This window comes from Pseudomonas sp. DCA-1 (assembly GCF_046523955.1).
Lineage (GTDB): Bacteria > Pseudomonadota > Gammaproteobacteria > Pseudomonadales > Pseudomonadaceae > Aquipseudomonas > Aquipseudomonas putida_Y.
In genome coordinates this window covers 166,066-184,413 of sequence record NZ_CP169881.1, presented here as the reverse complement: position 1 = coordinate 184,413, position 18,348 = coordinate 166,066, and the positions used below count along the sequence as shown (strand labels likewise).

13 protein-coding genes are annotated in these 18,348 nt (G+C 54.2%); 12 read left to right on the top strand and 1 reads right to left on the bottom strand.

What is annotated here, in order from left to right; translation table 11 throughout:
* Positions 1 to 175: 175 nt before the first annotated feature.
* The 9 genes from ACE4QZ_RS00880 (at position 176) to ACE4QZ_RS00840 (ending at position 11,095) form a co-directional block, all read left to right on the top strand.
* Entirely contained in the window at positions 176 to 592 is a 417-nt protein-coding gene (locus ACE4QZ_RS00880) for a hypothetical protein (RefSeq protein WP_023383803.1), read from the top strand.
* The gene (locus ACE4QZ_RS00875; protein ID WP_041925803.1) at positions 589 to 1,749 is read left to right on the top strand and encodes a hypothetical protein; all 1,161 of its coding nucleotides are present in this window, start codon (positions 589 to 591) and stop codon (positions 1,747 to 1,749) included. Before ACE4QZ_RS00880 ends, ACE4QZ_RS00875 begins: the two co-directional genes overlap by 4 nt.
* A 12-nt stretch (positions 1,750 to 1,761) precedes the next feature.
* Positions 1,762 to 3,354, top strand: a complete 1,593-nt coding sequence (locus ACE4QZ_RS00870; RefSeq protein WP_410480289.1) for a conjugal transfer protein TraN — start codon at positions 1,762 to 1,764, stop codon at positions 3,352 to 3,354.
* Positions 3,355 to 3,660: 306 nt separating this feature from the next.
* Complete coding sequence (locus ACE4QZ_RS00865; RefSeq protein WP_041925804.1) at positions 3,661 to 4,125, top strand: membrane protein; 465 nt, start codon at positions 3,661 to 3,663, stop codon at positions 4,123 to 4,125.
* Between the two features lie 279 nt (positions 4,126 to 4,404).
* On the top strand, positions 4,405 to 6,198 hold the full coding sequence (locus ACE4QZ_RS00860) for a helicase-related protein (RefSeq protein ID WP_224459422.1): 1,794 nt from the start codon (positions 4,405 to 4,407) through the stop codon (positions 6,196 to 6,198).
* 14 nt (positions 6,199 to 6,212) lie between these two features.
* Entirely contained in the window at positions 6,213 to 6,854 is a 642-nt protein-coding gene (locus ACE4QZ_RS00855; RefSeq protein WP_064492179.1) for a hypothetical protein, read from the top strand.
* Positions 6,855 to 6,934: 80 nt separating this feature from the next.
* Positions 6,935 to 8,668 (top strand): hypothetical protein, encoded by a 1,734-nt coding sequence (locus ACE4QZ_RS00850; RefSeq protein WP_373939478.1) that lies wholly within the window; start codon positions 6,935 to 6,937, stop codon positions 8,666 to 8,668.
* 125 nt (positions 8,669 to 8,793) lie between these two features.
* The gene (locus ACE4QZ_RS00845; RefSeq protein WP_023383810.1) at positions 8,794 to 9,858 is read left to right on the top strand and encodes an AAA family ATPase; all 1,065 of its coding nucleotides are present in this window, start codon (positions 8,794 to 8,796) and stop codon (positions 9,856 to 9,858) included.
* A 115-nt stretch (positions 9,859 to 9,973) separates the two neighbouring features.
* Entirely contained in the window at positions 9,974 to 11,095 is a 1,122-nt protein-coding gene (locus ACE4QZ_RS00840; RefSeq protein WP_023383811.1) for a DUF3150 domain-containing protein, read from the top strand.
* A 48-nt stretch (positions 11,096 to 11,143) separates the two neighbouring features.
* Here the strand turns inward: ACE4QZ_RS00840 and ACE4QZ_RS00835 are convergent, their stop codons facing one another.
* Positions 11,144 to 11,839: an XRE family transcriptional regulator gene (locus ACE4QZ_RS00835; protein ID WP_224459423.1), complete on the bottom strand. Its 696-nt coding sequence runs from the start codon at positions 11,837 to 11,839 to the stop codon at positions 11,144 to 11,146.
* Positions 11,840 to 12,125: 286 nt separating this feature from the next.
* Between ACE4QZ_RS00835 and ACE4QZ_RS00830 the strand changes: the two genes are divergently transcribed.
* The 3 genes from ACE4QZ_RS00830 (at position 12,126) to ACE4QZ_RS00820 (ending at position 18,313) form a co-directional block, all read left to right on the top strand.
* Positions 12,126 to 13,118 (top strand): hypothetical protein, encoded by a 993-nt coding sequence (locus ACE4QZ_RS00830; protein ID WP_004574787.1) that lies wholly within the window; start codon positions 12,126 to 12,128, stop codon positions 13,116 to 13,118.
* Positions 13,119 to 13,259: 141 nt separating this feature from the next.
* Positions 13,260 to 15,794, top strand: coding sequence for a DNA topoisomerase (locus tag ACE4QZ_RS00825; RefSeq protein WP_023383812.1), 2,535 nt, complete (start codon positions 13,260 to 13,262; stop codon positions 15,792 to 15,794).
* Entirely contained in the window at positions 15,791 to 18,313 is a 2,523-nt protein-coding gene (locus ACE4QZ_RS00820) for a hypothetical protein (protein WP_236185411.1), read from the top strand. The genes ACE4QZ_RS00825 and ACE4QZ_RS00820 overlap by 4 nt, the downstream gene beginning before the upstream one ends.
* Positions 18,314 to 18,348: the final 35 nt, after the last annotated feature.

Genomic DNA, 18,348 nt, shown 5'->3' with positions numbered 1-18,348 from the left:
GCCCGCAGATCATCTGAACTGAGGGCTTCTTTGAGCGTAACCGGCGCCAGATCACTTGCGGATACGTTCCCGATGGCTAGTGGCGTTCAGCCGGCCTCCAATCTGCCAGATTGATTTCGATACCAAAGTGCCTTACATTTACGTGTAAAATACTGTCAGTATCCGGGAAGCCGAAATGCATTTCAGAGCCAAGCTGTTGTCCCTGTGCACCTCCTTCATCGTCCTCGCCGCCGCCCCATTCGCAGCGCACGCCGACACCTCAAAAGAAATTCTGATCGAAGCTGTGAAATCCGGACATGCATCCGCTGAGCTAACCGGTGACCAGGCTGACGTCTGGATGGCTCAAACCCATTCCCGTGAACCGATCATGGTGGAAGCCAAAGTCGTAGAGCAGTTGAAGCAGCCAGGCTGTGCTCGCGTAGCCATTCAGTTCACCCAGCAGATGGTACCGAAAGTCAATGGGGGGTCCGGACCACTTGAAGTTGGCTGGGGGATGAACGTCTGTGAGGACGGAGCTCCACCGGCAGACCCGAGTTTGTTCACTCAAGAACCGCAATCGGCGACCAAGGTCAACAAGGTCCAGTCCAAATGAAATCCAGAATCAATGGCCTGCTGACCTTGGCCGCGGCTCTCGTGCTGTCAACCACAGTTGTGGCTGATCCACACTCTGAGGGGACAGAGCTCGGCAAGGCAAACCTCAGTAAACTTTCCTCCAACGTGAGCTCATCCAATGCGAAGGCGATGCCTTTCTACACAGACACGCCATCGCAGTCTTCACAGTTCGGCAGCACATCACTATTCAACGTCGGTACCGCACGGATAAACACGTGCAAGACAGAGCCAGACGGCCCCGACCAGATCGCGAACCAAGAATGCGATGCTGTCAACTTCTTGGCAAAGAATCCCTACGAACGAGTCAAAGTTGATGTCGACGAGAACGACCCGATCATCAGCGGGATCGGTGAAATCATCAACAATGCCAAGCCAGGCGATATCACTGAAAACTGCGGTACCAAAACCACAACCACCCCGGACATCTACTCGACGGAGGTATGCAACGAGTACAACTTGAGCGAAGCAAAATATTGCTCAATGGGTCAAGTCGTTGATGTCGACACAAAGGCAAATTTTCAGTGCAATGTGACACACAACGCTATCGAGAACGTCACGTGTGACCGTTACCTCACCATGGCCTGCGAGCCGCCTATTGTAGGATGCGACAACGGAGGTATTGTGCCAGGAACCACACAATCCGACATGTACACTTCCTGGAAGCTGGCCAACTCTAACGGTACCTATGCGCTTCAGTTCGGCTCCATCGGTGACAACTACTGGCGCGATGGTATTTATCCGCGTTCGCTTGAGTTCGAAGTCAAAGACCCGACAATGCTCACCGAGTTTACGCTCGCATCCGTGTACTACGACGACTACATCCTGATCAAAATCAACGGTACTTATTTGTTCAGTGGTCCTTATGGCGGTACTGAGCTGTCCCTTTTCAGCAACGGCAAAGTTAACATCGGTGATGGAGTACAGCGCAACCGGGAGCTTGGTAAAAGCTGGGGGGCGAAACCAAACATCAATCTGATTCCTTACCTGGTGGCTGGTGTCAACAAGCTTGAAACGATCACAGCTGTAGGTGGCGGAGGCGAAACTTACATCACAATGTACGCTCGGATGCTGTGCAACGGCCCCTGCACCGAAACATGGACTGATCAATGTAGCGCGCTGAATGCTCGCGCTCAGTAGGGGTTATAACGGATGAGTATTAGAAACGTTTGGAAGAAACTGATTCCGCTAATGGTGTTAGTTTTTTTTGCAACCTTCTCCCATGCGGCTGACTGCCGTAAAACAGGGGAAACATGCGTAGAGGGCGCCGAAACCCGAAATATTGCGGGCAACTTAATCTACAAGGCTTGTTGGCGATATAGATCTACATACGAATGCGTGAAGCCTGACTCTGTTGATTATTGTGCCGCCATTTCGAAGGTCGCTGGCTGTTATCAAACCTCAACATCCTGCATTTCCACCGCTTGGAACGGCACGTGCCTGGTCGAGCAGCGAACTTATCGTTGCGACAATCCGGCCACACCAAAGCCGTCCGACACCATACAGTTGGACGACACCCATACGATTATCCGCGACGAGCTCGACACCAGCCAGTGCGACCCACTCGCTACAAACCCGCTGTGCTATATCGCGTCGCACACGTGCGTTGAGGGATCGGAAACCCGGGTCATCAACGGGTTGCCGGTCTATAAGGCATGCTGGAAATACAAGGACGACTATTCCTGCATCAACCCTGACAAAAAGAACGACTGCCAGCAATACGAGGACAAGGGCTGTAAGAAAATCGACCAGACGTGCATCGAGAGTACCGATCCGATCGGCTGCGTTATGTCCCAGATCACCTATAGTTGTATTACCAAAAAGGGTGAGACGACCACCACCGAGGATTGCAGCACGAAAGTCTCCTGCTACGAGGGTGTCTGCTGGGACACCAGCTATCCATCTGATAGCGATTTCGCCAAAGCTGTTGCAGCTAAAGAGGCAGCTCGTGAAGCCGGTGTGTATGGTTCGGACGGCGAACTGTTTGGCGGTGAAGATGAATCCTGCCGAAAAGGGTACGGTGGTATTAAAAACTGCTGCGGTAAAAGTAGCGGAGCTGAAACCAACTTCTCCATTATGGGCCAGGCAGTCTCTACTGTCGGAGGAGGCCTAGCTAGCTATGGCTCGAAATACATGTATGACTTTGCGTACAACAACGTCGAGTGGGTAAAACAAGGTGCTTCTGCTTTGGGGGCGGCGGCGCCATCTGCGCCAACACTTAGCTTCAGTGTCTACGGCTTGAGCTATGCCGTCGGTGGAACCATCCCTGCCACAGGTATGCTTGGTGGCCCTGTTTATGGCCTTGGCGGCGGCTTTTACTTCGACCCGTACAGCTTTGCGATTGCTGTCGCAATTCAAGTAGTAATGGAGCTCAAGTCCTGCGAGCCAGAGGAGCAGCAACTTGGGATGCATCGTGGCGCAAACCTGTGTCACCTGGTCGGTAGCTACTGCTCTAAAAAAGTCTTTGGTGCATGCCTCGAAACCACTGAGGCGTACTGCTGCTACAACTCTGTGCTTGCAAAAATCATCAACGAACAGGGCAAGCCACAGATAGGGAAGGGCTGGGGAACACCCGAAAGCCCTAGTTGTGGCGGATTTACAGTGGAGGAGTTCCAGCAAATTGACTTCTCAGCACTCGACCTCTCCGAGTTCGTAGATGATGTCATGAATGCAACCGTTCTTCCTGAGGTCAAAAACATTCAGGATGACATCTCACAAAAAGCCAGCGACAACACATACAACTAAAACGGAAACCCTCTAGAGCCCCGCAAATTAGCGGGGCTTTTTTTTGGCTGGGTGTGTCCGGGCAACCGATTAATACACGGCCTTGTGAAGGAAAAGAGAATGGGGCTTAAGAGATGATTTACACGGACCTATAACTGCCAATCAGTTTTTTTCGCCGCCGTTTACAAACCCGTGTGGCACATCCCGTGAGTGTAAAGCTAACCCAAGACCCATTCAGGATTGGATCACACCGTCTCGGCCGTCGCCGTCCTGTGCTCTTTCTAATTCGCACTATTAAAGCGAACAACTGACTTAAGGATAAAAATTATGAATAAAATTATCGCATCTCTGCTGATCGTCACTACTGCTGCAATGTCTGGTTGCGCCTCGAACATGACGAACCGGGATTACTCCCAAGCAACTGCCATGCAGAAGATGAAGGTTGAACTCGGTGTCGTCGACTCTGTTCGTGATGTCAAAATCAATGGGAAGCCCTCGCCAATCGGCGGCATGGCTGGTGGTGCCTTGGGCGCTATCGCCGGCAGCAATGGCGGTGGTGGTCTGGGACAACTGGCCGTGATGGTCGTCGCAGGTGCAGTTGGCGCCGCCATTGGTGCTGCGGTCGACAAAAAAGCCCACGATGCTGATGGGGTCGAGATCACCGTTAAAATGACCAGTGACGGTAGCTTGCAGGCGGTCACCCAGGCAAAAGATCCAGCTGAAACCTTCGCCCCTGGTGATTCGGTTCGCTTGATCACAGGCCAAACCGGCGACTCTCGGGTCAGCCACTAATGTTCCACCCAGCCCTAGACGACATCATTCGTCTAGGGCTTTTTTGTGCCGGCACCGGAACCAAGCGAGTGCTATTTGATTCTCTTGAGTTATAGTTACGCGTGACTATTCATATTCGATCATCAACCGCGAAATCAGATTATGCATGACATAGGCCGCCTCACACGCCTGGGGTTCACATCGCTGCCCGAGTGCCTTCTGACGGTACCGAAGGAATACAGGGATTTTCACGACCCCATTGTGGTGCTTCCCTTGCCTGACACTGGCGAAGCCTCGTACATGGCGCTCACCCTAATCGAGCGATCGATCTACGATCGCACCGGTGCGCCCTTGCAAGAGGCCAAAGGGGCGTTCCGCGGATTCGTCAAAGTGGTCGACGGGCGAGGTCAGCGTCTGCACATCAGCTTGATTGGTAAGCCTTCGATCGAACCCTGGATGGCGTACGACTTTGGCGCGACGGTGCACACCTACGGCGAGGTGGTCACCTATGAGGGCCGTCCCTCCATGTCCAACCCAATGGTCATACCCCCTGCGATGATTGGACGGGTGATGCCCGTCTATCAGGGAAAGCAGAATCAGGTGAGTGCTGAAGTTCTTGGTGAGGCCATCACCGCAGCGATGGCACACATCAACGAGGCAGCCTGCCTGCTCCTAGAACAGGCCCTGATGCACGAAGATGACTTCCGGAAGCTGACAGGCCTTGTCGACCCTGCTGACTTGCTGCGTAACCTGCACACGCCTTTGTCAGTGCGTGAGGGAGACGAGGCGGTGAGGATTGCCAAGGCCGTATGCATACAGGCGCTTGTTAATCGCGTTGAGGCTCATCGCAACCGACCAGCAGTGAAAGGAGCCCTCCTCCGAATCGACCGAGTCCAGGTTGCTGATTTAATCAGGCGTGCTCCTTTCTCGCCGTCTGCCGACCAGCTTCAAGCCATCGACGAGATCGTGTCAGACCTCAGGTCGCCCTATCCGATGCAGCGTGTCCTGTCGGGTGATGTCAGTACGGGCAAGTCATTCACGTTCATGGTTCCAGCTGCGGCAAGCTACCTCGCGGGGGCAAAGGTTGCCATCATCGCGCCCGGGCAAATCTTGGCGCAGCAACTGGCGGCCGAGTTGAGCAGCCTCTTCTACGAAATCCCCGTTGTCACTGTTGTCGGTCCGGTGGGCAAGACCAATATTGACCTGTCTGCGGGAATCGTTGTCGGCACCACTGCTGTGCTTTCTGCCGCCAAAAAAGCGGGGATAGTCTTCGACCTGGTCATCGCTGACGAGCAGCAACGATTCTCTGTGGCGCAACGGCAGAAGCTCATCGCGCCCCATACCAACTTCCTTGAATCAACGGCAACCGCGATTCCCAGAACGGTTGCACTGGTCAAGCTCGGAGGCCTGCCAATCTCAATTCTGAGGACCACGCCGGTACCGCGGGAGATCGTAACAAGGATCATCACGCACAACGCTAGGCAGAAGTTGCATGATCTCGTTATGCAGATCATCAAGCAGGGCGGACAAGCAGCGTTCGTCTATCCCGTCGTCAATGGTGAGGCTGAAACTCGCAATGCCGTGGAAGCCGCCTACGAGCGATTCAGGAGGAGCTTGGGAGACGACGTAGGCCGGGTCCATGGGGGAATGACGGATGACGAAAAGACTGACGTCATAAACAAGATGAAGGCCGGGCAACTGAAACTTTTGGTCGCCTCCACTGTGATCGAGGTAGGCGTTACCTTCCCCGGTCTGACTTTGCTAGTTGCAGTGAGCCCCGAGCACTTTGGTGTGGCTCAGTTGCACCAGCTCCGTGGTCGGGTAGCTCGTAAGGGGGGGCGTGGGTTTTTCATCATGTATCTGCCGAGCCCCATCAAACAGTCAGCGTCATCGCGCTTGCGACTTTTGACAGCCTGCAATGATGGGTTCGTGCTCGCCGAGAAAGATGCGGAGAGTCGCGGCTATGGTGATCTGAGCCTAGAGGGTGAAAAGCAATCTGGTGCCAATCGACCGTTGTTCTTCGGTTTACGGCTAAGTCATGGTGAAATCATGGCTGGCGCAGTCAAAGCGGGCCTCATACCGGCTCAGGAATAGGACAGGGGGACAAATTGGCCGCGAAATCAACACCGCTCGCTGTCAAGGTAGCGATTTACCAGCGACTACTCTCCGGGGACATAGCCCGCGACGTCGGCCGCATGTATGTCATCAGTATGCCAACCGTTTTGAAGTACGCTAATGATGCGGTTGCGGAGCTGCGCCTGCTTGAAGCGGTCGAGAGCTCTCCCATCCTGGTGGGCTTCTTAAGCCGCACCGTTAAAATCCAGTGCTACCAGTATGTGGATGACGAGGTAGTACGAGACCTGATGGCCCCGATCCTGGAGCCCTACCTGGGCCAGGCTGAGAAAATCAACTTCGCAAGCCGGGAGAGCGCTGATCAGCCATTGTCGACCCGCGTAAGCCGTACAACTGAAGAAGATTTTCAAGCGATCGTAGCTGAGATGTCGCAGTCATCCCACCCAGGCCTTACATCGTCGGCACTCCTACGTGACATTGTTGAGGACTACATTGCCCGGTACAAAGCCAACGGCCGGCCCCTACCACCCACCTTGGTCCACCAATCACAGACGCCGGCGCCAGTTGAGCCTGCAGCCCCAGCCCTCGATGGCAAAGCTCTCATGAAGGACCTGCAGGGCGCTCTTCGTGACCAATTGCAGAAGCATGGTATCGAGCTGCCACAGGGTGACGATTGATTTTCTAGTCACGTGTCAAGCATTCCCCTTCGTAAGGCAAAAGCATCGCCGATGCCGTCATTCAATAGAAGGGGATATCCATGGGTCTCGCTCAAGCGCAACTTCCTGCAACGTCCAAAGTCTCGATGCGTCACATTTACCTCTATACCCATCTGCTGATCGCGGAAGCGAACAAGCTGGGGCGACGGGTGCGTGTCATCTGGGCCAACATTAAAACTGCTTCGATTGGCCCGGATCAAAAGGCTGCTGGTGGGTTACTCCTGACCTTGCCTCTGACCGCTGCCATGGGTACTGATGAAGATCTCGAACTGATCCAAGGTCTACTCGACCATGAAATTCTCTGTCACGGCCTGCACACGGACTTTTCTGTTGTGATGAAGCCAGATATCTCCGGAACATTGCTGAACGTTCTAGAGGATCCCCGCGGCGAGCTATTGGCAAAGCCCCGCTTTCGTGGTGCCAACGCCAACATTCACAACACCTTAAAGATCCTGGTGAAAAGAGGAGTTTTTCACGGTCCAGTCGCTGGCCAAGAAACACCTCAGTCAATTCTCGTTGCCTGGTTGGTCACTGAGCTTCGTAGTGAGCTCCTTGAACAAACCTGCCTGAAGGACTTCGCTATCGCGTATCGCGCACTGGCTATTGCAACGTTCGGTGCACCTTTGGTTGAGCAAGTGAAGGCGATTGCTGTAAAGGGCTGCAATGCATCAGACACTCAGGGTGCGAACCTTGCCGCGAATGAGATTGTGGATCTACTCCAACTGACTAAGGACCAACAGAAAAGCCCCCCGCAACAAGGATCTGGTAGCCACAACCCGCAAGGTGAACCTGGTTCTCCGGGGCAACCAGGTAGTAATGGCCAACCCAGTACTCCCGGTAACATCTCCGACGCCATAAACCAAGTGCTGAACGCGAGCCAGATTGATTGTGGAAGCTATGCAAAAGGGTTAGAAGATGTCATCTGTTCCAGCCTGCCTGGCGTGAGTCAGAATCGGTTGGGAGGCTATCAGCCAGACGCCTCAAACGAGATGAAGGAATTGAGTCTTTCAAAGTCTGGTGGCTCATTTGAAAATCGTAGCCTTCTTCGGGCTGGCGCTCAGAAGACAGCTGCAATACTCTCAGCGACTTTCGAGGAACTCATAGAAACAATCACCCAAAATGAAGTATGGGCTGCAAGTGAAGGAAGGCTCAACACTCGAAAACTTTGGCGATACGCAGTGGGAGACGACCTAATCTGCACCAGAAGAAAGCAAGCGGAGGAGATTGACACCTGTTTCTACCTTTTGGGTGACGAAAGCTCTTCCATGGACAATAAATTTGGACCAATTCCAAAGAAGGATGAGAGTGACGATCGGATCTCAGCACAGGAAGCTTGCAACCGGGTTTCGGTGGCAGTAGGTGAAGTTTTGAATAACTCGGCCATTCCATTTGGAATTGCTACCTACAACACAGTAGTTCGTGAATGGCATGGGTTTGAAGAGAGCTGGGCCGGTACATTGCAACGGTACAGCCCTGAGCCCAAAAATGGTACGAAAACTCACCTTGCTGTGGTCTGGGCGCTCAAGAAACTCATCGATCGACCGGAGGCCCGCAGAATTCTGATTGTGGTTACTGACGGGGATCCTGGGAATAGCGATGTGCTGCGTTCAGCCGTTGATGAAGCAATGCTGATGGGCATCGAAGTACGCTTCGTCCTGATCGGTGATGGGTACCATAAACGCTACGCTGACCTGGGTTTGGCCTGTGGAGTGGCACAATCCGACAAAGACCTCGCGACAGCCGTTTTTGCAGCGTTGAAGCAGGGTATCGTATAGAGCCAAAACGAAAGACCAGCCGGACTCCTTGGAGTCCGGTTTTTTATGTTTCTACTCGCGTGTTAGGCATCCCCTTGTACCAGGCCTTCGCAAGAGGCCATCCATTGCCTACTGGGGATTTGACCATGACTGCTTTCCAACACATCAACGACCCGCAACTCGACGCTGGAATCGACACCCTCAATCCAATTGAAGTCCGTTTAGCACCAGAGGTTTTCGGTACAACAGCACCATTTTTCAATGGAATGCAGACCAAGATCTTTGCTGAAACACGCTTCACACCAAAAATCGTACCTTACAGCTTCGACGATGAATTGCTTACGCGCCTGATCCTTTGGGCAGCTTCAGCAGGACTTCCACAGGACTTTTTCAAGGCATCCATCAAGAAAGCGACCTACATCTACGGGCCAACCGGCGCCGGCAAAACCACGTTAGTCGAGGCCTTTGCGTCCCGTACGGGCAGGTCGGTTTTCACCGTTCAATGTTCCGAGGAAACCACTCTTTCTGACCTCTTCGGCAGTTGGAAATTGTGCGGCCCCGAAGGCATGAAGTGGATCTATGGGAAGGTGTGCCAATGGGCTAAAACCCCCAACTCCATCCTGCTCTTGGATGAGTTCGATCAGTTACCACCACAGATCCAGATGGGTCTCAACGGTATTCTGGATGGCAAGCCGATCTTTCTTGATCAGACCAACGAAGTGATCCCGATTGCTCCTGGATGCTTGATCGCTGCTACTGGCAACACAAACGGCCAAGGGTCTGCTGGCGGCAAAGGCGGTAGCGCTACTGGCTACAGGGGTACCAAGAAAATGAACATCGCGACGATGGACCGCTTCAATTCGATGTTCTGCACCTACATGGAGGAGGGTCGTGAAGCCAACCTCATTGTAGACCAGACGAATACTGATCCACTGGTTGCAAAATCCATGGCAACCCTGGCAGCCAAAGTTCGGGCGAACTTCATCGCTCTCAACGAGGATGCTGGGGCAGGGGGGATGGCCTTCAACTTCACCATTACAACCCGTAATGTGCTGAACTGGGCGATGAACTACAAGCTCCTCATGCAGATGGGCAAAACGACTGAAGAAAGCCAGAAGCTTGCTCTGCAAGTGACAGTTCTGGACTTCGCACCGCACGATGAGGCTGCTGCGATCCTGAGCACCTGGTCGACGATCGTCGGAAAAGTCTAACGCTTCACCATACCCCGGCTCGCCGGGGTTTTTTCGTTTATGGGTGCCTGTGAGGCATCTCCTGTCACTGGGTCTTTCGCAAGGGACCCGCTCTTTCAATTTCAGGAGAACCACCATGAGCACTACCAAGCAAACCGATGAATTGGGCATCAGCATCCTTCAGGATGTAGTGCTTTTTGACGTCATCATTGGTGGAAGCACCGGTGAGAAAACTGTAGATGGGGATGACTTCATCCGCGAGGTCGGGCGCATGCTGCCGTCGGGCGCATTCGCTTGGGTTAACAAATACCGATCGGAAGCCAAGCGAGAAATCCTTAAAGTAGGGGTTTCTCGAAAGGTAAACAATCGTATCCGCGGATACTTTGTACCCACCCAACACGCAGACGAGCTTGCAAAAGTGCTGCATGCGATCAAAGGAAAATATCTGGTTGAAAAGGCTTCCTTCCTAAACACTTTACCGGACCTGGTGGAGAAGTGGGCTAGCTCTCCTGCAAACGCGGTTACAACACCAGGTGGTAAATCCCGTGCAGATTTGATCCGCCAGCATGCTCCACAGGCACAAGTGCTCGAAAGACTGTTGACCTTTGACACTTCGGCGATTCGTATCAGCAACACCAGCTACTTTGGCGAAGAAGATGCACTTCAAACGGAAGTTAAAGGCTTAGTCGGCCAGGCCGCTTTGGAGATCGCGGAAGATGTAAATCGCTCCTGGACTCGCAAGGGCAACGGCAAAACGACGTCGAGAATCCTGGGTTTGATCCGTCGGGTTCAGGACAAAGCTGAAGCTATGAGCGTTCTTTCAAGCAAATTCTCTAACTTGGAGAAAATGTGTGCATCGGTGTTGGCTGCTGTTCCGAGCGGACCGAGCATTGAAGGGGTTGCTTACATCCAAGTATCTGGCTTGTTGTCCTTCTGCATGGATCCTGAAAAAATCCTTGGAGAACATGCCACCGAGTTTGATCCTTTGAATGTATCGGCTTCTGATTCAGCGCCGGCTGTTGCTGACGATAACGTCTTCTTCAGTAGCTCAGCATCTGCAACTATTCATCCTCAAGCAGAACAAAATGAAGTTACCATCGTTCCTGAGGTCTCTGTGATTCCGCCACTTCCAACTGGTCGCAAGACAGAGGAGAACCTCTTCTTTGCGGCTGAACCTGAAAAAACCCTGGTAGAGCCTGAAAAGGTTGTGCCATCGGACACCACCTCGCAGCCACCATCGGCTCCGTTCATCTTCTAACCCAAAAAAAACCCCGGTCAATGACCGGGGTTTCTTTATTCCCGCAAATTAAGCCACCGGCGGCGGTTGCACACCAGGCAGCTCGATTTCGGCCTTAGCCAACAGCTGGCGCCCAGAGAGCTGCTCATACAGCAACACCATGGTCATGCGAACGGAGAGAGGCGTTTGCGCCCATTCATCCGGCTTCGGGATATAGCCCGCCCAGGTAGGATCACTACCCATCTTCTCGATCGACAGCCAGAGCTGCTCATCAAGATCTTTCTTGTACACAAAATCTTCTGGCGTGAAGAAATCAGCCAGGTTGTAAACCTGGATGAGGGGGAGGCCAAGGAATTCAGCCACCATTTGCAGCTTTTCCTTACCCAGCGATCGTATCTGGCGGTTCCCGTTAGCCAGGGAGTTCCAGTAGATGACCGTGATACCCATGACATCGGCAATTGCACGATCAGGTAGTCCACGATCGATGATCACCTTTTTGATCATCTTGACGAGGCGAGAGCCCGGCATAGTGTTCCGAGTTTCGACTGCTGCATGTCCCTTATCTTCTGGTACTGCTGTTTTGGCCTTGGCAGAAGCACGAGGCCTCTTAGGCGTAGCAGCCTGAGGGGCTTGCGTTTTTGCAGTAGGCTTTTTAGCTACCGGCTTCGCCGCAGCTTTTGCAGCTGGTTTTGCTGGTGCTTTGGCGGGCGCTTGAGACCGCCGTCCTGTCGATTCACTTGCGGTCTTGTCGCTAGCTTTGGGCATTGTGCGGCTCCAGGTTGGTCGCGGCGTCTAACACGATTCAGGACGCTCCCTAAACAAATAAAGCAGAGAAATCCAGTATAAATTTAAAAAAGATTCTACACAGTTAACAACAAGATTCAAATCTCTTGTTCCGGTGGAAAAAGAGACTTTTGGGCTGGATGTGCCCCCTTGCAGGTAGCTCTGTGACCGCCAAGCACGCGACAAGTGCATTTTGATTCGCCTTGTATTATTGGTACGTGTTGCGTATTCTTGAGAAAACCAAGCCATTCACGTATCGAGGTACTCAATGCTGCCCCAGGACGCAAAGCGGAAGCCTGACTCCTATTCGTATCCAAACGGGATGCTCAACTCTGGCTACATCGCCGGCGTCCTGCGGTTGAATGATCCGGTCAAGGGGATCTGCTACATCCAGCAGACCCGGGCGGAAAACCACATGCTTCCCATCCACTACGATCCCAAGAAGTCGCCGATCCCCAAGGACATCAAGGAGTGGGACCTCATCATGGCGTTCGTTCACACCGATGGCGCCATCGAGGGTGATAACCGTATTGCACGGGTGAAGAGCATCCGATTCGAAGCTCCAAACCTGATGCACCTTGGAGGGCGTTTTCGAGACGACTTCATGCGGAAATGGGATGTAGCCGTGCACGCAGCGGCAAAGGACTCCGGTACTCCGGATTCTGTGGCACAGCTGGAGAGTCTACCCAGCGCTGGCACAGAAGACCGTCTCAACTCGTTCGATTGGAAGGCAATGGATCTCAACAAGAACGCCTCGAACCAGATCCGTATCGCAGGCTTCATTCAAGCCAAGTCGCTGGAACGCAACCGCAAACATCCCGTAGACGGTACTCCAATCAACGACCGCCTGGTCGTGCTGATTCGGCAGTCGAAGGACACCGATGCCTGCATCCCTGTTCGTTGGTACGGCCGTAATCTGCAGCCGCTGTCTGAGAAACTCGCCCGCGGCATGCCTATCATCGTCAACGGCGAATTCCGTATGGACGTAAAGGCAATCTCCCTGCCGGATGGTGAAACAGGGATCGCCGAAGTGTCCAAAATTCCGTTCATTCAGGCCAAGGACATGCCAGGCCCTGTGCTCCCGGACTCTGGCCACATCAAGATCGTGCCAAGCTGGGCGGCTGAGCTCTTCAAGGGCCACGGTACCCAGGCGCCGCAGCCGAAACAAGGAGATGCAGAGCGCAGCGCCATGTTCGCCTCGGCCTTTGGTTCCGACTCGGCAAGCACGCCTGCAACTCCAGGTGAGCAACAAGACGCATAGCAGCGGCCGCCTCACCTCGTTCTGTGAAGCCATCGAGATCCAGCACTGGAGTCGATGGCTTTTTTGTTTCTCACCCAGCAGCCGTCTGGCTAGGCCGGCAGCTTGGAAGAAATGTAATTCTGCACTGGAAGGCTAGTCCGCATGGGCAAGACACTGATCATCACTGAAAAAGCAACCGTAGCGGTCTCAATCGCGCAAGCGGTCGGAGGATTCAGCAAGGTGGAATCATGGCTGGAGAGCGAGAACGCTATTCTTGCCCCCGCTGCCGGCCACCTGGTTGAAATCCATTCAGAGGAAATGGCCAAGGGAGGGCGGGACATCGGCAATCTGCCTGTGATCCCAGATCAATTCGACCTGAGGGTCATTGAGCCAAAGGCCAAGTTCTATAACGTGCTGCAACGCCTAATGCGTCGGCCTGACGTCACCGCTGTTGCGAACGCGTGCGATGCCGGCCGCGAGGGCGAGCTCATATTCAGGCTCATCTACAAAATGGCTGGATGCACAAAGCCAATGCTTCGGATGTGGATGAGATCCATGGTCGATGACGCTATCCGGCAGGCGTACAAGAACATGCAGCCAGGCGCAGATTTCGACAACCTCGCCATGGCAGCAGAGATCAGAAGCGAAGGCGACTTTATCGTCGGCATCAACGCGAGCCGGGGTATCTCACGCCTCTATGAGCGAGAGACTGCTAAAGCCGAGATATTCCCGCTTGGCCGCGTGCAGACCCCAACGCTGTCCTTGGTTTGTGCTTTGGAGCTGGCAATTTTGACCTTCCGGCCCATGCCCTATTGGGAGGTTCACGGGAGCTTTGGGGTTGCTGCTGGTAAATACACCGGCAAGTGGTTGGCACCACAGACGACTGAGCAGAAGGGTGGCTCCCAGCACCGGATCATGGATCGAGCAAAAGCCGATGCTTTGATCAGCAAGTGCTCTGGAGTCGCACCGAGCAGTGTGGTGGATGAAGTCAAGCCGGCCCAGACGGGCCCTGGCAAGCTGTACGACCTCACCTCGCTGCAGCGAGAGGCGAACCGCAAGCTTGGGTTTTCTGCAGCATACACACTGGAGATTGCCCAGAAACTTTACCTGGAGCTCAGCCTCACTACTTACCCGCGGACTGACTCTGCCTACCTTCCCGATGACGCAATCAACGACACGAAGAAGGTCATGGGAATGTTTGCTGGAACCCCCTATGCAGATCACGCGCAGCGCGTGCTCGATGAAGGCTGGGTACGACCCAACAAGAAGATTTTTGACTCGACGAAGGTGTCGGACCACTTCGCTATCATTCCAACCGGAAAGCGAGCTGGGGACCTGGAGCCGGACGTTCAAAAAATCTATGACATGATCGTCAAGCGCTTCATTGCCGTGTTCCATCCAGCAGCTGAGTATTCGGTGACTGTCCGGCTTACGACGGTGGCTGACGAGCTCTTCAGGTCGACAGGTCGTGTGCTTGTGTCCCCAGGTTGGATGGTGGTTTACGGAGCCGGGATCGTCGAGGACGTAACCGATCAAAATGGTGACTCCGACGACAAGAAAGAGCTCGCACGGTACGTCAAAGGAGAGTCAGTCACTCCGCTGGGCATGGAGCTGAAGATGCTCAAAACCAAGCCTCCAGAACGGTACACCGAGGACACGTTGCTGGGCGCGATGGAGACGGCAGGGCGCCTGGTAGAGGATGAGGACCTTCGTGAGGCGATGAAGGAGCGGGGGCTGGGTACACCGGTCACGCGCTCTGCAATGATCGAATCGCTCCAATCCACCAAGGACGGCGCAGGCCGAAAAAAAGAGCCCTATCTCATCCAGCAGAAGAAGTACTTTGCTCCCAGCGCAAAGGGGATGACTGTCTACCGTTTCCTGGTCGACAACGGCATCGATGCCCTTACGTCGCCAGTTCTCACCGGGGAATGGGAGCACAAGCTCCGTCAGATGGAAAAGGGGGCGTACAAGCGTGACGCTTTCAAATCCGAGCTTGCAGAGTTGACCACGGAAATCCTCGACTCCATCAAGAAAAAATACGCAGGTGTCCAGGTCAAGAAGCTTGGCGCTCTCTGCCCCACCTGCGGCGGCGCAGTTGAGATCCAGGCCCGAACGTTCATGTGCGAGCGGCAGTGCGGATTTTCCATATGGCGGGAGATTGCCAGTCGCATGCTGAAAGTATCGGAAGCAGAAACCTTGCTCCGGGACAAGGTAGTGCTTGGGCTCAAGGGCTTTGTCAATCCGAAGAAATCCACCAAGTTCGAGGCCGGGCTGAAGCTGCTCGACACAGGCAAGGTCGAGTTTTACTTCGACCCGACGGCGAATACCCGGGACTCCAAAGGTAATGTCGTTTCCTGCCCGAAATGCCAAGGCGGCATGCGCAAAATCAAAGTCCCCAAAGGGCACTTCTGGGCCTGCGTTGATCGAGAGCAGTGCAATCACACCATGAACGATCGCGACGGCGACCCAGTGGAGCGGCCGAAGTCATTTCCATGTGACCTCTGCGGCAAACCCATGTACCTGCGGAACGCTGAAAAGTCTCCTTTCTGGGGTTGCAGTGGCTTTGTGAAGGGGGGCGGTGGGTGCTCCAACACATTAAAGGACAATAACGGGGCCCCGGTTCCGAAGGAACAACCAGCCAGTTCAGACGGGGCGCCGTCACCTACGGTCCAAACAGACAGCGGAGCTTTCCTGTGAACGCCAACAACAAGGTCATTCGCGCAACGGCCATCGTGTTCGGTTTCTGGTGGCTTCTGCTTACGGCCCGAGCCTTTGGCGGTTCTCCCATGGAGTTTTTAGAGAACTGGCCTCTGGTGGGCTATAACGTCTCACACTGGATCCTGGGCGTTGTTTCCGGTCTGATCATCGGTGTCTGGTTTATCTGGTTCACCAGGTTGTCAGCACTGAACAAGCTATACGCCGGCAAGAAAGGAAACATCCTCAACGGCGCCCGATCGACGCTCGGCAAGGTTCCCATGCCCACCTCAGCGCTACCTCGCATCGAGGTAGCGTCAAAGCGTCTCCCCATCGGCAGTGAAAAAGTGCTGGCTTGGGTTGCTGCCAATGAGAAGAAGTGGCCGGCACATGTAGCGTTTTTCTGGGCTATTTGGGACACCTATTCCGCACATGCGCACTTCCCTGCATCGCATCGCAAGGGGGGGCACGGAAATCGTCGGCTTTGGGAGCATTGTCTGGCCGTGGCAGATACCGCACTGGAGGATGCTGGCGCATACGTATTCGACGGGGTTTATGTAAAGGCCAGGGGCAAGCCCAAATTCAAAATCATTGACCTGAAAAACAAGGAATATCGGTTTGACGCCACTGATCCGCTGATCCCCATTCTGGGCCTGGCGCATGACATCGGTAAGCTGGAAGCCTATGAGCTCCTACCCGACGGCAGTGTTAAGACCCAGGAGGAGGTTGGAGCGCTCACACCGCAGGATGACAACCGGATCCAGCACGATGCCCTGGGTGCGAGAATTCTTGCACGCTTCCCGGAATACTGGGCCTTACCTGCACGCGATCGACAAGCAGTGAACCTGGTCATCGCCCACTACCACCACCCAAGCGATTTCCCGGTTGACCGCAATGGCCTCAGCCTGGACGACCGCATGACGGCGCTCATGGAGTTCCTGATCCTGGTTGACAAAAAGACCGGCATGGCCGAGTCGAGCATCACCGAGACGCTGAGTGATCACGAGATCTCAGAAGACGAGTCCAATGCCATTTATCACAGCTTCGTCGAGATCATGACGGAGTACGGCAGAGTTAACGGCACCGGTGACCAGGCCAAAGATTCCACGCTGAAGATTGCTCAGAAACACGATGGACTGATCGTCATCCGGGAAAAGGACCTTCGATCTCTCATCTTGGCCAAAATGGGCTGGTCGTTGGAGGAGGGTGATGGTCGGTACCGAATGACCCTCAATCTTATGACGACGCTCCAAGAGAAGGGGCTGCTGTACTCGCGACATAATCACGCCGACATGAGCCGATTTTTGCCGATGTACTCGGTATCGTTGCGCAACGCACAAACGGGTGCTCACCTCACGACCTGGGAACCTTGCATTATTGTCGTGCCAGTTGCCACCACCCCCGAGCTTGCGGGCCTCAGTGGATTACCCAACATGGGTACTAAGCTGGATATCGAGCGCCCATTGTTCACGCACAATCTGGGAATCACTGAAGCAGATGCGCTTCGGGAGATCGTTGCCCGTGGTTTCAGTGCTGAAATCGCCGCGAAGATGAACATCGCCGGCAAGCAAGAAGTGAAGCCACAACCAGCACCAGCACCAGCACCAGCACCAGCACCAGCACCAGCACCAGCACCAGCACCAGCACCACAAGTTCGGGCTGATGAAGGATTTAGTCAACCCATAGCTGATACCGCGAGTGTTCCTCAACCTAATGCTCCAACAGTCGACTCAACCGAGCACGCAACATCTGCGCTCGCCGGCGCTGCAAGCGGTGATTCCGAGCAAAGTGACGTTCCAGGGACGCAATCCGGTATCTCCGCTGAAGCGCTAGCGGCGCAGGATGATGACCCGCTCATGAGTGGTGGTGCAGATGACGACTTGCTAGATGAGGACCTGCAGAGCTTGTCGATTAGCTCGTTCGGTCCCGGGCAGGAGGTGGAACTGGAGGAAGATTTTCTCGCCATAGAACCTGGGCACTCAGGGAGCGATGACGTCGATGATGTGGATGATGTGTTCGGCGCATTCGCGCCCAGTGAATCCTCGATCGTGGACACAGCCGAGCAAAGCGTGAATTCAACTGCAGGAGAAGAAGGGCCGGGCGCTTCGCTCATACACAATGATGGTGATCTAGGCGTACCGGCGCCGGCACCTGTGGCGGTAGCCATACCTGATCCTGATGCAACCCCAACGAAAAGGATAAGCCCTGCTGCCGAATCCGCAGCGCTCAGGGCTCTTGAAGAGGCAGGCGCCAACTTCACTGCATTCGTTGCACCAAGGAAGAAAAAGCCAGGCCCTGCTGAGCAGCTAGAGGGTATCCGCGCAGCAGTAAAAGCGGAAGAAATACCGATTTGTGGGACAAGAGATGGGTTTGATTACGTGTTGGAGTCAGACCTGATGGTCTACGACCCAAAACTGAAATTGAGCACGCTGATTCGGGCGGGGAAGTTGCCTACCGTCGAGCCTAAGCCAGGCGTGGTAATGGTGGGCATTCCGATGGCGCCGATGCAGCTGGACCTTTGACGAGCTGCCGGCTCTGATCATGACTCCCTGGCTGA

Excerpts from the sequence above, each read along its gene's own strand:
- ACE4QZ_RS00825 (WP_023383812.1), top strand. The coding sequence starts at position 13,260 with ATGGGCAAGACACTGATCATCACTGAAAAAGCAACCGTAGCGGTCTCA.
- ACE4QZ_RS00860 (WP_224459422.1), top strand. The coding sequence starts at position 4,405 with ATGGCGCTCACCCTAATCGAGCGATCGATCTACGATCGCACCGGTGCG.
- ACE4QZ_RS00850 (WP_373939478.1), top strand. The coding sequence starts at position 6,935 with ATGGGTCTCGCTCAAGCGCAACTTCCTGCAACGTCCAAAGTCTCGATG.
- ACE4QZ_RS00840 (WP_023383811.1), top strand. The coding sequence starts at position 9,974 with ATGAGCACTACCAAGCAAACCGATGAATTGGGCATCAGCATCCTTCAG.
- ACE4QZ_RS00880 (WP_023383803.1), top strand. The coding sequence starts at position 176 with ATGCATTTCAGAGCCAAGCTGTTGTCCCTGTGCACCTCCTTCATCGTC.
- ACE4QZ_RS00830 (WP_004574787.1), top strand. The coding sequence starts at position 12,126 with ATGCTGCCCCAGGACGCAAAGCGGAAGCCTGACTCCTATTCGTATCCA.
- ACE4QZ_RS00865 (WP_041925804.1), top strand. The coding sequence starts at position 3,661 with ATGAATAAAATTATCGCATCTCTGCTGATCGTCACTACTGCTGCAATG.
- ACE4QZ_RS00870 (WP_410480289.1), top strand. The coding sequence starts at position 1,762 with ATGAGTATTAGAAACGTTTGGAAGAAACTGATTCCGCTAATGGTGTTA.
- ACE4QZ_RS00875 (WP_041925803.1), top strand. The coding sequence starts at position 589 with ATGAAATCCAGAATCAATGGCCTGCTGACCTTGGCCGCGGCTCTCGTG.
- ACE4QZ_RS00845 (WP_023383810.1), top strand. The coding sequence starts at position 8,794 with ATGACTGCTTTCCAACACATCAACGACCCGCAACTCGACGCTGGAATC.
- ACE4QZ_RS00835 (WP_224459423.1), bottom strand. The coding sequence starts at position 11,839 with ATGCCCAAAGCTAGCGACAAGACCGCAAGTGAATCGACAGGACGGCGG.